The sequence below is a fragment of the Hellea balneolensis DSM 19091 genome (assembly GCF_000428525.1).
GTDB classification, from domain to species: domain Bacteria; phylum Pseudomonadota; class Alphaproteobacteria; order Caulobacterales; family Maricaulaceae; genus Hellea; species Hellea balneolensis.
Map to the genome: position 1 here is coordinate 15,728 of NZ_AUAC01000004.1, position 13,639 is coordinate 29,366.

15 protein-coding genes are annotated in these 13,639 nt (G+C 49.5%); 5 read left to right on the forward strand and 10 right to left on the reverse strand.

Going from position 1 to position 13,639, the window contains the following annotated elements; genetic code table 11:
* The first annotated feature begins 183 nt into the window (after nt 1–183).
* Complete coding sequence (locus F569_RS0110610; protein WP_026942192.1) at nt 184–1,386, forward strand: mechanosensitive ion channel; 1,203 nt, start codon at nt 184–186, stop codon at nt 1,384–1,386.
* Nucleotides 1,387–1,473: 87 nt separating this feature from the next.
* Here the strand turns inward: F569_RS0110610 and F569_RS0110615 are convergent, their stop codons facing one another.
* On the reverse strand, nt 1,474–1,953 hold the full coding sequence (locus tag F569_RS0110615; protein WP_026942193.1) for an arsenate reductase ArsC: 480 nt from the start codon (nt 1,951–1,953) through the stop codon (nt 1,474–1,476).
* Between the two features lie 44 nt (nt 1,954–1,997).
* Here F569_RS0110615 and F569_RS0110620 point away from each other — a divergent pair, with 44 nt between their 5' ends.
* A complete protein-coding gene (locus F569_RS0110620; RefSeq protein WP_026942194.1) occupies nt 1,998–2,792 on the forward strand; it encodes a 1-acyl-sn-glycerol-3-phosphate acyltransferase in 795 nt (264 codons plus the stop codon).
* Nucleotides 2,793–2,864: 72 nt separating this feature from the next.
* Here F569_RS0110620 and F569_RS0110625 read toward each other — a convergent pair whose 3' ends face one another.
* The 6 genes from F569_RS0110625 to F569_RS17570 all read right to left on the reverse strand — a co-directional run bounded on the left by F569_RS0110625 (nt 2,865) and on the right by F569_RS17570 (nt 9,005).
* On the reverse strand, nt 2,865–3,176 hold the full coding sequence (locus F569_RS0110625; RefSeq protein WP_026942195.1) for a hypothetical protein: 312 nt from the start codon (nt 3,174–3,176) through the stop codon (nt 2,865–2,867).
* Nucleotides 3,177–3,360: 184 nt separating this feature from the next.
* The gene (locus F569_RS0110630) at nt 3,361–4,140 is read right to left on the reverse strand and encodes a succinate dehydrogenase iron-sulfur subunit (RefSeq protein WP_026942196.1); all 780 of its coding nucleotides are present in this window, start codon (nt 4,138–4,140) and stop codon (nt 3,361–3,363) included.
* A 133-nt stretch (nt 4,141–4,273) separates the two neighbouring features.
* Nucleotides 4,274–4,567, reverse strand: a complete 294-nt coding sequence (locus F569_RS0110635) for a hypothetical protein (protein ID WP_026942197.1) — start codon at nt 4,565–4,567, stop codon at nt 4,274–4,276.
* A gap of 199 nt (nt 4,568–4,766) precedes the next feature.
* Nucleotides 4,767–7,346, reverse strand: a complete 2,580-nt coding sequence (locus F569_RS0110640) for a YadA-like family protein (protein ID WP_026942198.1) — start codon at nt 7,344–7,346, stop codon at nt 4,767–4,769.
* An 83-nt stretch (nt 7,347–7,429) separates the two neighbouring features.
* Complete coding sequence (locus F569_RS17565; protein WP_034388570.1) at nt 7,430–8,164, reverse strand: DUF4197 domain-containing protein; 735 nt, start codon at nt 8,162–8,164, stop codon at nt 7,430–7,432.
* A gap of 16 nt (nt 8,165–8,180) precedes the next feature.
* On the reverse strand, nt 8,181–9,005 hold the full coding sequence (locus F569_RS17570) for an enoyl-CoA hydratase-related protein (protein WP_154813715.1): 825 nt from the start codon (nt 9,003–9,005) through the stop codon (nt 8,181–8,183).
* Between the two features lie 107 nt (nt 9,006–9,112).
* Between F569_RS17570 and F569_RS17575 the strand changes: the two genes are divergently transcribed.
* Nucleotides 9,113–9,991 (forward strand): DMT family transporter, encoded by an 879-nt coding sequence (locus tag F569_RS17575; protein ID WP_034388572.1) that lies wholly within the window; start codon nt 9,113–9,115, stop codon nt 9,989–9,991.
* A 19-nt stretch (nt 9,992–10,010) separates the two neighbouring features.
* Here the strand turns inward: F569_RS17575 and sdhA are convergent, their stop codons facing one another.
* Genes sdhA through sdhC form a run of 3 tightly spaced genes read right to left on the reverse strand, consistent with a single transcriptional unit; the run spans nt 10,011 to nt 12,535 of the window.
* Nucleotides 10,011–11,807: a succinate dehydrogenase flavoprotein subunit gene (gene sdhA, locus F569_RS0110660; protein WP_026942199.1), complete on the reverse strand. Its 1,797-nt coding sequence runs from the start codon at nt 11,805–11,807 to the stop codon at nt 10,011–10,013.
* A gap of 6 nt (nt 11,808–11,813) precedes the next feature.
* Entirely contained in the window at nt 11,814–12,146 is a 333-nt protein-coding gene (locus F569_RS0110665; RefSeq protein ID WP_026942200.1) for a hypothetical protein, read from the reverse strand.
* Entirely contained in the window at nt 12,146–12,535 is a 390-nt protein-coding gene (gene sdhC / locus F569_RS0110670; protein ID WP_026942201.1) for a succinate dehydrogenase, cytochrome b556 subunit, read from the reverse strand. Before sdhC ends, F569_RS0110665 begins: the two co-directional genes overlap by 1 nt.
* 146 nt (nt 12,536–12,681) lie before the next feature.
* Between sdhC and def the strand changes: the two genes are divergently transcribed.
* Nucleotides 12,682–13,200: a peptide deformylase gene (gene def, locus F569_RS0110675; RefSeq protein ID WP_026942202.1), complete on the forward strand. Its 519-nt coding sequence runs from the start codon at nt 12,682–12,684 to the stop codon at nt 13,198–13,200.
* 66 nt (nt 13,201–13,266) lie between these two features.
* Nucleotides 13,267–13,590 carry a type II toxin-antitoxin system PemK/MazF family toxin gene (locus F569_RS20075; RefSeq protein WP_084168988.1) on the forward strand — a complete coding sequence of 108 codons (324 nt, stop codon included), beginning with the start codon at nt 13,267–13,269 and terminating at the stop codon, nt 13,588–13,590.
* The last annotated feature ends 49 nt before the right edge of the window (nt 13,591–13,639 follow it).

Consider the following 13,639-nt stretch of genomic DNA (forward strand, 5'->3'; position numbering starts at 1 on the left):
ACTTCATAATGTCTCCTAACGCGGGGACAAAAGCGGTCAAGTCTTTTGGCGATTTCTCAAGGTTAAGCTTTCGTTTAGGTTCTATTCATGTTAAATTTTATACATACGCAGTAAGACAGCTATGTCTGCTGTTAATTGGGGGCTCACTTTCGGGCTGAATATAACTTAATGGAGGGTTCCGTAATGGACCAACTATCACAACATCTTGGGTTTTTGCCCGCTTGGGCCGTGGGTCCTGTTATCGCGCTAGTGACAATTGTCATTGGCTATTTCATCGCAAAAATTGCTGCGGCAATCGTTGCAGGTGCCATTAACCGCACAGGACTGGGTAAAAAAGCTCAGACGACCGGCGGAAATATCGGTAAATCTTTAGCTAAAGCTGTTTTCTGGGTTCTTTGGTTAGTCTTTATCATTGCGGGCCTGGGTCAGTTCCCAATGGTCAGCGAGTCTCTCGCGCCAATTAAAGGTATGCTCTCTAATATCTTTGATTACCTTCCACAGCTTATTGTAGGTGCCGTTGTATTGGCTATTGGTGTCATGCTTTCAAAAGTTGTCAAAGAAGCTTTGTCTTCAACGCTCGAAGCGGCTCAAGTTGACCGTCTTGCTACAAAGTTTGGTATGGGAGGTTCAGAAGCAGACGTTGCCTCAACATCATTGGCGCGTAGCCTTGGTGGATTGGCCGCAGCGATTGTAACAATCATCTTTGCTGTTACAGCTATTGGTATCTGGGATATTCCAGGTGTTTCAGAGCCTGTCTCTAACGTCCTAAACACAATCCTTGGATATATCCCGCGCATCATCGGTGCTGCTATTATCCTCGCTGTTTTCGTCTTTATCGGACGCTTTGTTTCAAGCCTAGCTAAGAGCACACTACCCGCTCTCGGTGTCGATAATTCGCTAAAAACTGTTGCTGCTCTTGATGGCGATAACCCGAGTTTCGTTCCTTCAAACATTATCGCAACAGTCGGTTTTGTTGGTATCGTACTTATGGGCCTCACAGCAGCTATGAAAGCATTAGGCATCCCTGAGCTTACAAACGTCTTTAACACACTTCTCGAAGTTGGTGGACGTGTTGTTCTTGGTGCCGTTATCATCGGCGTCGGTTTGTTCATTGCAAACTTTATATCTAAAATCGTTACACAAACATCTGGAGATCTTGCTGGTAAAATCATCAAATATGCAACAATGATCATTGTGACCTTTATGGGTCTTGAGACTATGCAGCTTGGTGAAGGCATCGTTGACACAGCCTTTAGTTATTCTGTCATGGCCGCAGCGGTTGCTGGTGGTGTTGGCGGAGCGATTGCTTTCGGTCTTGGTGGCCGCGAGTGGGCTGCTAAGAAGCTTCAAGAGTGGATGCCGACTAAGACAACACGTAAGAAGTAATTACTTTTGTGACCGCCTAGCGGTCGCGAAATTGCTCTAAAAATTAAGACCCGCTCTTCACAAAATTGAAGGGCGGTTTTTTATGCCCTAAGCTTTAATCTCAGCAATAGCTTGGAGAGCGGCTTTATCGCTAATCGCCTTTGGCGGTAGCGCAATCAAAGCCTCTATGCGCGCACGGCACAGATCATAAACCTCCGCAAAGGCTTGCTGCCGCGCTTCAAGCGGCTCAATATGGGCCGGATCATGCGCGGGCCAATGAACTTTAACATGACCGCCCGGAAAGACGGGGCACACTTCATTTGCCGCATTATCGCAAACGGTGACAACAATATCCATCTCAGCACCTTGCGTGAACTCATCCCATGATTTCGAGCGATATAAATCCGTGCGATGTCCACGCTTAGATAACTCTTTCAGGCCATCAGGATGCGGAGCCCCGCTAGGGTGACTGCCGGCGGACCACCCAAGGAAACGTCCTTGTCCCAGATCATTCATAAGCGCTTCTGACAAAATGGACCGCGCAGAGTTTCCAGTACATAAGAATAAAACATTGATAGGTTTGGTCATAAAGCGGCCTTGCCAATTTCCGCACTCTTGGTCAATACACTCTCATGCATATTGTGGAACAGCTTATCACTGAACGCGCCCCGAAACTGACGGGACGTCCCGCTCTGTTCAAAGCTGTCCGCCCCCTGCTCTATCGTATGCTGGCTTATGATGCCGCCGTATTCTTAGCGGATGCGATTAAGAACAAGACCGGCCATGAAGCCTTCAAGCTGGTTACAAAACATATCAGCCCGCGGACCGCCGTGCAGGACCTCACCCATTTACCGCGAACCGGACGCTGTATCCTTATCAGCAATCACCCTACAGGACTGGCCGATGGCATGGCGGTCTTTCAGGCCATCAGGGAGCGGCGCCCTGATCATGTTTTTCTGGCTAATGCTGATGCGTTGCGGGTGATGCCCAAGGCGCGTGACCTGATCATTCCCGTAGAATGGGTCAAAGAGAAACGCAGCTCCTCTAAAACACGCCGAACACTGATTGATATTAAAGCTGCGCTTGAGGCCGAAAAATGCGTGGTTATTTTTCCAAGCGGGCGCCTTGCCCAAATGACATGGCGGGGCCTTAAGGAAAAATCATGGGAAAGTTCTGCCGCCATGCTCGCGCGAAAATATAAAGCCCCTGTTGTACCGCTAAATATGAAAGCCCGAAATAGCTGGCTTTATTACTTCTTCGCATGGACTAGCCCGGAGCTCCGCGACATCACATTGTTTCATGAACTGCTCAATAAAAAGGGCCAGACATTTAAACTGACTTTTGGCGAACCCATTGACCCCGAAAGCCTTCCCAAAAATGCGGATAAAGCAAGCGATGCCATAAGGACCGTGGTTGAAAGCTTATAGCCACAGAAAAACCAACGCCCCATTAGGACGCTGGCTCTGGTGCCCCGAAGGGTGGGCTTGAGAGAGTTGCGTTTAGCTTTTTGCAGCTGTTACGCCTGTTTTATAATCTATGCAGGCCTGAAGATCATCCGCGCTTTTGTTTCGGCATAACTTCAGCGCGTCTTCGAAACTATGCGTTTTTTTGGTTTTGTTGGTCATCAAAGTGCCACGCTCTGCTGTTGAGAGCACTGTCGTCTGCGACGCCGCGGTCACTGCTGTGGACGTCGTCTTCACTTTAGCTTTTTTCTTATAATCGCAATCTTTACCATCTCCGGCTAAAGCCGCCGTGGATGTCAAAGCGAGGGTTAAAGCTGATAGTCCGATGATTTTTAGGGATGTGTGCATGTTTCGTCTCCTTTGAAAATGAACGTTGCTTCATTACACGACACATGTCGTAATCATCAAGAGTTAAAACGACACATGTCGTTAATGTAAGTTAACGGTTAGGTATGGGTCCAAGCGGAATGAAGTCCCGAGGCGCGATTGGTTTTATAAGAACCGCTTACCCGTTTGTAAGCGATAGGCCCTACTAGGCCCGCTCAACCATCATCTTTTTGACTTCGGCAATGGCTTTCGCAGGGTTTAGCCCCTTGGGACACACATTGGCGCAATTCATGATGGTGTGGCAACGGTAGAGCTTGAACGGGTCATCCAGTTTTTCGAGCCGCTCTTCTTTTGCATAATCACGGCTGTCCACGAGCCAGCGATAAGCTTGCAGGAGGGCTGCCGGACCAAGATACCGATCACCATTCCACCAATAAGACGGACAAGATGTCGAACAGGAGGCGCATAGAATACACTCATAATAACCATCAAGCTTATCACGATCTTCGACGGTCTGAGTGAGCTCCTCTGTCGGGAGCGGCGTTGATGTATGCAACCAGGGTTCGATAGAGGCATATTGTTTATAAAAGTTTGATAGATCGGGCACCAAATCACGCACAACAGGCATATGCGGCAGAGGCGAGATAGAAATATCTTTTCCCGCAACATCATCAATAGCCTTAGTACACGCCAACGTATTCCGTCCGCCAATATTCATAGCACAGGACCCACACACGCCTTCACGGCATGAACGGCGGAATGCCAGTGTCGGATCTATTTCATTTTTGATTTTGAACAGCGCATCCAAAACCATCGGGCCGCACTCATCCAAATCAATTTGATAGCTATCCCAATAAGGGTTCTTTCCGTCATTCGGATCATAGCGGTAGATTTTGAATGTTTTTACATTCTTGGCACCGGGCTCAGCCGGCCAACTTTTACCTTTTGACACTTTAGAATTTTTCGGAAGCGTGAGCTGTACCATCGGGAGACCTTATCTGTTCTTGATCTATATACGACCTAGCGAGGCGGGATGCGACTTGTTTTTTGTGATTTTTTGTCGCGTCCCGCCAGCGCTTCGCTCTCCCCTTCGAACTGGAGATGGATGAAGCTTTCGCTTATTCAGCAGCTTCTTTATATATATCAGATAGGCTCATCCTGTAATCGGGCAATTCAAGCTCGAACACGGGACGGCGTTCATTGGGTACCATTTGATGTTCGAACATAAAATTCAGGTCATCCTGACGGCAATTCAAAACATCACTGATATCGGCAACTATAGCGCTGCGCGTATCTTTCTTTGAATTTTTGGCTGTATGGAGAGCGGCCTCAACAAATTTAGCCGAAGGGTGCTGATGCGGTGCTTCAATCTCTTCAGGAGATGTATTCTGTATCACTAGCCGTAGGGGCATAAATGACGTCCTAACTCAAGCGCCCCTCGAGTTTGGGCTATCTCTGAAATAGCCTGATAACATAGAAACCGATACAAAATAAAAATCAAATGAAATTTTAAAGTTTCAGTAACTTTTCTTACAAAGATTAAAGGTACGGCCTCCTAAAAAGAGACCGTACCTAATAACTTACTCCATAATGCGCCCTACTATCGGAAAGCTAACGCGACCAACGCGCTGAGAGTTTTCCGCCATATTCACCGCCAGACCCTGCAACAGCTGCTGAAAAACTCCATTTATCATTGCCGCGAACCGTCATCGCAGCGCCAATACCAACCTCTCCATCAAATGTGCCCAAACCGCCGGCAATAGCTAGGCTTTCGGAACGATCTAAATAAGCATCTGGAACGGACATAGACAAGGCTACGCCGCTGGCAAGTTTATCGATACGCTCAGCGTTATCAAGAATGAGCCCGTAATTGCGCCCGATGAGTGAAGCGTTATCGGCAATAAGCGCAGAATTGCCCATAATGGCCGTGGTGTTTGAAGAAATTCTGGACGCATTTTCATTGATCGCAATCGCTTGTGCATCATTTCGCTCTACCTCGGTCTGGAGATTGGCTTGGGTAAGCGCAATGGCGTCGCCATTATCTGAAATTGCGCTGCTATTGGTGGCAATCAACGCGCCCTGATCGTCTAGACGCATATCCTGTACATCATTCCTATCCTCATTGACGACCACGCGGTCGGTCAAGTCTGCAACGCCCGTCGTGATACTGGCTACCGCAGTCGTATTAGTATCAATATCTGTGCGGTTGTCGGAAATCGCCATTGTATTGGCATCAAGGTCAGTCCGGTTGTCCGAAATTGCTGATGTGTTCGCATCTATATCCGTGCGGTTATCCGTAATGGCCATCGTGTTTGCATCAATATCCGTCCGGTTGTCCGAAATCGCCATCGTATTCGCATCAATATCAGTACGATTATCCAATATGGTTGATGTGTTCTCGTCGATATCGGTGCGGTTATCTGAGATCGCCATGGTGTTGGCGTCAATGTCGGTCCGGTTGTCCGAAATCGCCATTGTATTGGCATCAATGTCAGTCCGGTTATCTGAAATCGCCATTGTATTGGCATCAATGTCTGTGCGGTTATCAGAAATCGCTGTCGCATTTGCGCTTGTGCTGGCTGTATTTGCGTCCACGCTGGCCGCGAGTGCTCCGCCATCAGACGCGATATTGCCATCCGCATCTGTAGTTACAAGACCCGAAACAGGGCCCTGCGCCGCAATTGATTCAGCGCTGTTTAATCCCGCAATTGTTAAGGTTTGCGCAGCTGTGCCCATCATGATTTGATTGATGCGTGTCGTCTCAGAATTCGCGCCGATAGCTATGGAGCCGTCATGATTGGCGGACGCGTCATAGCCCAAAGCTGTCGAACCTAAGCCCTGTGAAATGCTGCGAGCACCCAAAGCGGTAGATTGGTCAGCAACGGCATTTGCCCCAAACCCATAAGCTGCACTAACGAAACCTTGAGCACGGCTATTCACGCCGCTAGCGATAGACGCGTTTCCGATCGCCCTAGCATTTTGTCCTGTTGCTGTTGAGTACGTCCCGTTGGCTATAGCCCGTGACCCAGTTGCTGTGGTCCCAACAGCACCCGCATTCGCATTATCTCCAAGGGCCGTGGCTTGAGTGCCATTTGCCATAGCGCCGTCACCGCAAAGATGCGAGTCGGCTCCCGTTCCATCTCCGCAATCGCCTGTTCCGCCGCCCCCGGCGGCACTTACAGCTTCAAAGAGTTGATGACCATTAACGGCATCGGAAGACCCCGAAGCCACACGTCCATCTGCAACGCCTGTCACCAAACGGTTACCGACATTCATCTCTCCGCCCGTCGCATCCGTGCCTTCAGTGAAAGTGACCGACCCGACGGTGGCGCCAGACCAAGCACCTTGCGCACTTACGATGTCGAGTGTTGCGGCGGATCCCGAGCCAATAGCCACAGCGTCATCAACGACGGAACTTGCGCCAGAACCGAGCACGATATTGTTATTACCTGTAACCGTTGCTGTGTTGCCACTAACAAGGTTAGTTCCGCCCGTAACAGTTGAGCTATATCCGAGAACAACATTACTTCCACCGCTAACCGTATTTGAATTTCCCAAAATATGAATACTGCTGCCTGAAAGCGTATTACTGCCGCCATGAATACTATTCGTGCTACTGCCCGCGTTTATGGTGTTTCTTCCCCCTGCAATCGTATTTGCGGACGCATTTCCGCCGTTAATCGTATTGCGTTCGCCAACGATAAAATTATTACGCGCCGAGTCTAGAGTCGTATTTCTATCGCCGAAAATTGTATTGCCGCTACTAAACCCAATACCATTATTAGACCCAAAGATGAAATGGCCGCCGCCGCCATTGCTGATTACATTGGTAAAACCATCGACATGATTATCTGTACTAAAATCACCAATCATATTTTGTTGACCGCGCACAGTGTTACGCGCAGCCCGCTCGCCAATTATGTGAAAACCGCCTGTGACGACATTATCCCGCGCATTATCTTTGATACATTGATTATTACCCGCAACAATATTTCCGCGGCGGCCATCTGTCTGCGCGGCTGTGAAAGGGTTTGGATTCGAGCAGCCCGCAAGGATAAGACCGCCGAAAGCATCAACATCATTATTCTGTGCAAAGGCCGTCTGCCCGGCAAAAAGAAAAGTAAGCGATGTGGTCGCAACCGCGACTGATTTAAGCGAAGATACAAAACGCAAAGATGATTTAACTGGCATGACAGCCCCCTATTTAATAATAGGAACTGCTTAGAATTTACCGCTCATATAATTCTGTGACCGTAATCACGCTTTACATCTATTTAAACGGAGCCAAAAACGCGTCGCAGAATTTCGCTTGTGCGTTTGGCGGGATTTTCGCGGATCGCTTTTTCTTCCTCGCCAATATAATAGAAAACGCCTTTCAAGCCATAATCTACGCCGTGCTGAATTAGATCTGCCCTCGCATTTGATAGGTTCGGACCGACAGGAATATTACGCATCGTCGATTGCAATTGATCTGCGATTTGAAGGGCCCCCGTTTGGCTCAGTGCGTTTTCCATAATGGGTGAAAAGAGAGACGCAAGTTTCGTACTTGTACGATCTGCTAAATATTGCGTTGCGGCATTATCTGGCCCTCGGACAATATTCAGCGCGTCAGGGATAGTCAGGTCCTTCACTGCACCCAAAAATATATCTTTCGCAACAGGCGCCGCTTTTTCAGCTCCGCGGTTTAACTGCTGTTGAAGCTCAACAAGCAAACCATCCGCACCAATGGGCTGAAGATAACTTTGTACATCTTGTAGCACTTTAGGCAGCGGTATACGCACAAGTGAATTTCCAAGAAACCCATCCAGAACGCCGACATTCGCAATGGCATTTCCAATACCATTATCCAGTGCTGCGCGAATGCCCATCGCCGCATCAGCTTGAGAAAGTCCGCCATAACCGCCGCTCAATATGCCATCAATGACCGCAGGGTCGAGTGTTTCACAGGCCGTTAGCCCGCCCGCGCTCAATGCGCCAAGTAAAACGAAACGTCTATCATGTGTGCTCATAGCGGGTCTCCTGTTATCAGGCCCTATCTTTGAACTGCGGGGGACGCTTTTCAAGGAAGGATTGCACCCCTTCCATACAGTCCGGGCTGACAAAGGCTTTGGAGAGCATTTTGCTTTCCATCATATGAAGGCCAAATGGCGCATCACCCAATGTTCCCCCGCCCAGCATTGAAGCGCGCAAGAGGCGCTTATTATTGGCTGTGCTTGTCGGAGAGCAATTTACCGCTATGTCACGCGCGAGATGAAGCGCAGTGGGTAGAACCTCTTCAGGGTCACAAATTTCAGAAAAGAACCCGGCCCGTTGCAACTCTTCCGCGCTGATAAAACTTGCCTTCAATATCCACTCATTGGCTTTCGCAAAGCCGACCAAGCGCGGCAGGAACCAACTGGCTGCGCCGTCGCAAACAATACCCCGCCGGGCAAAAGGAAAGGCATATTTCGCTTTATTAGAGCCAATCCGAATATCCATCGGGCAAAGCATAGTCGCGCCAATGCCGACAGCCGCCCCGTTCACCGCCGCGATAATAGGCGTGTCGCATTCAAAAACGGCGAGGTTTAATATACCTCCGGCATCCCGCATAATCCCTTCATGCATTTCAGGCACGCTATCCACGCCTGCACTGGCAAAGCCTTCACTGATATCCGCCCCTGCGCAAAAAGCTCGCCCGGCCCCGGTTATAACAATCACCCGCACAGACGGGTCTGCATCAGCCGCCTGAATAGCGTCCAACATCGCAGTATGCAGCGCCATATTATAAGAGTTCATCGCTTCGGGGCGGTTAAGCGTGAGCAGAGTAACGCCGGGCGCTTTTTCATCGCGAGTAACTAAGACGAGGGACATATCGAAACCTTTCAAAATTTGCGTGAGCTTAAGCAGAGTTTTTACACGGAGCAAGAGCTCACGACTTTGCGATTAGCCTTTATCGCCTATGCAATTTAAGCCGCCCCATGGCCGCTGTCTCACCTCCGCGCATCTTTATGCTGACCGCTTTGGCGATGATTGCCTTTGCCGCTAACTCCATCTTGGCGCGTTTGGCATTAACAAGCGCGGATATAGGGCCTTGGAGCTTTACCGCCATTCGTTTTATTTCGGGTGCAATATGCTTGGCTTTGATTGTAGGACCTCGGGGTAGTTTAAACCGAGGAAGCTGGAAAGCCGCATTTGCGCTGCTGCTTTATGGCGTCTTCTTTTCCTATGCTTATATTTCGCTCGCCGCAGGGACAGGCGCGCTTATCCTTTTTGCAGCTGTACAAATCACCATGATCGGCGGCGGTTTATGGGCGGGGGAACGTATGCGCCTTTTGCAATGGTTTGGCCTAACTCTCGCTATGAGCGGCTTAGCCTATTTAATGTTGCCAAAACTCGCGCCGCCCTCACCTATCGGCGCGACTATGATGGCCATCGCAGGATTGGGCTGGGGGCTATATTCGCTCATGGGACGAGGTAAAGGAGACCCAACCGCTCTCACAGCAGGAAACTTTCTCTGCGCCGCTATACTTTGCGCTCTCATCACAGTCCCGCTTTTATTATTGTTACCCGAAACAGCGCTAGCACCCAAAGGCATTGGGCTTGCTCTCGCCTCTGGCATCCTCACTTCGGGACTCGGCTATGTCATTTGGTATATGGCGCTTAAACACCTCACCGCCACGCGCGCTAGCATAGCTCAATTAACAGTCCCTATTATAGCAGCTACAGGTGGTATGCTCTTCATCGCAGAGCCCTTCACGCTAAGATTCTTTATCGCGATGTGCTTGACAGTAGTCGGGGTGGGGTTGGCGACATTAGCGCCCAATGAAAAAGCCCGCATCAAAGATACGGGCTCCTAAATCTAATTATAATGACTTTCTAATAAACGCGCTTTTTAGGCTTAATGTAATCAATACCGTCCGTCATGGTAAAGTCGTGGACGGGACGGTAGTCGATTTTTACTTTTGTCTTACCCGCATCATACCAAGCCAGCGTGTGCTTCATCCATTTCTTATCATCACGTTCTGTGTAGTCTTCGTGGGAATGAGCTCCGCGCGACTCCTTGCGGTTATCAGCAGACGCCATAGTAACCATGGCTTGCCCGACGAGGTTATCAAGCTCTAAGGCCTCCATAAGATCTGTATTCCAGACCATTGTCTTATCAAAAACGGCGACATCCTTCATTTGCTCGGCAATCGATGTAACCTTTTCCATGCCCTCAGCCATGCTCTCTTCCGTCCGGAAAACCGCGCAATGCTCTTGCATGGCTTTTTGTAGCGAGAGGCGCACTTCAGCAACTTTCTTAGAACCGTCCGCCGCTTTGAATTTTTCCAATCGCGCAATTGACGCTTCGCCTGCATCCGCTGCGAGTGGCTTTTGCTCAAGATTTGGGGTCATGGTCTCGCCGCAGCGCAGACCCGCTGCACGGCCAAAGACGACGAGGTCAATCAAGCTGTTGGAGCCGAGGCGGTTTGCCCCATGAACCGACACACAGGCTGCTTCGCCAACAGCCATGAGACCGGGCACAACCGCGTCAGGATTTTTGCCTTTTTTCGTCAGCACTTCACCATGATAATTCGTCTGAATTCCGCCCATGTTATAATGACAGGTCGGAAGAACAGGAATAGGCTCTTTGGTAACATCAACGCCGGAGAAAATTTTCGCTGTTTCCGAAATGCCCGGCAGACGCGCGGCTAGAACTTTCGGGTCCAAATGATCCAGATGCAGGAAGATATGATCTTTATCTTTACCCACGCCGCGGCCCTCGCGGATTTCCATAACCATGGCGCGGGAGACCATATCGCGCGGAGCAAGGTCTTTCACGCTAGGCGCATAGCGCTCCATAAAACGCTCGCCTTCGGAGTTGGTCAGATAACCACCCTCACCGCGTGCGCCTTCTGTGATGAGGCAACCCGCCCCATAAATGCCGGTCGGGTGGAATTGAATAAATTCCATATCCTGTAGCGGTAAGCCAGCGCGCAATACCATCGCATTACCGTCGCCAGTGCACGTATGAGCAGAGGTCGCGCTAAAGAAGACGCGGCCATAACCACCTGTCGCGAGAATAACTTTTTGCGCGCGGAAACGGTGGAGCGTACCATCATCTAATTTCCACGCCGTAATGCCGCGGCAAACGCCATCTTCCATGATCAGGTCGAGCGCAAAATATTCAATAAAGAACTCGGCTTCATTACGTAAGCTCTGTCCGTAGAGCGTGTGAAGCATAGCATGACCAGTCCGGTCTGCCGCCGCGCAAGTCCGCTGTACGGGCGGGCCTTCGCCAAATTCTGTGGTATGCCCGCCGAAAGGGCGCTGATAAATTTTTCCGTCTTCGTTACGAGAAAACGGCATGCCCCAATGCTCAAGCTCATACACCGCCTTGGGCGCTTCGCGGCAAAGATACTCAATACTATCTTGGTCACCGAGCCAATCAGACCCTTTGACGGTATCATACATGTGCCAGCGCCAATCATCTGGCCCCATATTCCCAAGCGAGGCAGCAATCCCGCCCTGTGCCGCAACCGTGTGAGAGCGCGTTGGAAAGACTTTGGTCACACATGCTGTCTTTAGGCCTGCTTGCGCAGCGCCGAGAGTCGCGCGAAGACCAGAACCTCCTGCACCGACAACGACAACATCATATGTATGATCAATCCACTGTGTTTTCTGGGCTGTCATGCTGTTTTATCCTAGAAATGCGAGTTTAATGACGACATAGGCCACTATTAGTTTTACGGCGAAGGCGACCAAACGGTTCGCGATAAGGCCAAATTTGCGCAACCCACCATCAAAATAATCCATAACGACCTCGTCAAATTCAAGGCGGCAATAGGTTACTGCAGCAAGGATAAATGCAAAAAACCCAATACCACCCAGAGGCGTTGAGAGCCAATCGGTAAACCCTTGCGACCCCCCAGGGATTGCTTTGACCGCGCTGAAAATAGCAAAAGGCAAGGAAATAATAAGCCCCCAACCCGCAAGGCCATGCGCTTTGTGATGTGCTGAACCTTTGGACATTAGGCTGCTCCCGCCGCGAAGACTGTAATCAGGACTGCGAGAATAACCGAGGCTGCAATCATAATATAAGACAACATGTTGTTTTTATCGGGGTCCATCATCGCGCCTTTATCCCAAATGGCGTGACGTAGTTGTGCGAGCGCCATAAAGATAAACGCGAATAGAAAAACGAAAAGACCAATAGCGCCGAGCGGGCTGAAAATAAGACCTTCGAGAGGTAGCTTACCCGTCAGTGTCAAAACCAAAAGTCCGATAGCAACTTTGATGAGGCCAATATAGCAGATTATCGCACTTGCGCGATGCAAGATTGAGCTGAGCATGGCGGGGTGCCAGCGCCAGATCTGAAGGTGGGGCGCCATAGGGCGCTTATCGTTCCACTGGGAAGCCATAAATGAAGTCTTTCTTGAAGCCAGGGTAAGAGATGCGCAAACTAGCTCTCATACCGTATGAGTCAACGGGCGATTTGGGTCACAATGCCACGCTGACACTTACAGCTGAGCTTGACCTTTCGCCCTCTCATGCCTAGTTAGCGCCTATGACAATACGGCCTATATTAACTGTTCCAAATCCCATTTTAAAACAAGTGTCAAAACCTGTTGAGAAGGTGACGGATGAAACCCGCAAGCTCATGGATGATATGCTCGAGACCATGTATGCTGCGCCGGGAATTGGCCTCGCGGCCATTCAAATAGGCGTGCCGCTCAATGTTATCGTCATGGATCTCGCGCGTGATGGCGAACAGCCTCAAGTCAAATATTTTGTGAACCCCGAAATCCTCGAAGATGTAGAAGAGCTTAATCCCTATGAGGAAGGCTGCCTGTCCGTGCCAGACGTGTTTGACACCGTCGAACGTCCTGAACGCGTTAAACTCACTTACCTGGATTATAATGGCGAGCGCGTGACTGAGTGGTGTGAAGGCCTTTACGCGACCTGTATCCAACATGAAATGGATCACCTCAAAGGTATCGTCTTTATTGATTACCTGTCGCGATTAAAACGCGACAGGGCGGTGAAGAAAGTTGTTAAGGCAGGGAAGCTAAAGGCTGCGGGGTAGGTGGTAGCCAAACCCAAAACTTACAGTTTCTATACGCGTGAAGTTGTTTGATGTGATTTTGAGCATATACCGCATGCGCAAAAGCCAGAATTTATAGGGCGTCATCCAGCGATTATTTTATCGATTAAGAATGACCCCAAATGGCCCCATCTTGTTGTACCTTTGACTTCATCTCCACAAGACTTATCCGAACCGACAATTGTGCCTATCGAGAAGAAATTCATACCGACAGGCAAACCCTCCTACGCAATCTGCTCTCACATTTATTCTGTTGCTCATTCGCGCCTATCTCGACCAAAATATAAAATGCGCCTCACACATGATAAATTTGAGCTTATAAAAATCGCCTGTTGTATTAGGCTTCCGTTTTCACCCATGCAAATATCTTGACTTTTTATGCATAATACACTATTTAGTAGGGACGTAGGGCTTTGACCCA